The sequence below is a fragment of the Streptomyces sp. URMC 126 genome, from assembly GCF_051386555.1.
GTDB lineage: Bacteria > Actinomycetota > Actinomycetes > Streptomycetales > Streptomycetaceae > Streptomyces.
Window position 1 is genome coordinate 1 of the sequence record NZ_JBPQTX010000750.1, and the last position, 300, is coordinate 300.

A 300-nucleotide genomic window follows, 5' to 3' on the forward strand; every position below is an offset into this window, starting at 1 on the left:
GTCGGGCCGGTCATAGCGGTCGTTGAGGGTGTGGGGTGCGGCGAAGAAGCCCCTGACGCCGAGGCGGGCGGCGAGCCGTTCGGAGGGAACGGGGGTCTTCGTCTGCGGCCAGTTCTCGATGCCGGCGGCGACGAAGGACTCGCCCTGGACGTCGATGACGGCACCGACGCCGAACGGCAGCACGGTCTGCGCCTGGCGGACCCGGAGTTTGCGTGTCACTTTCCCGCTCCCGTCACGGTGATCTGGCACTCGCGGTCGACGCTGCGCATGGAGTTGAGGGTCTCCCACAGGCCGTAGCGC

At 69.7% G+C, this 300-nt stretch carries 1 pseudogene; it reads right to left on the reverse strand.

Going from position 1 to position 300, the window contains the following annotated elements:
• Positions 1–219 (reverse strand): annotated as a pseudogene (locus tag ACSNOK_RS33745) (hypothetical protein); the annotation flags it as partial.
• Positions 220–300 lie beyond the last annotated feature (81 nt).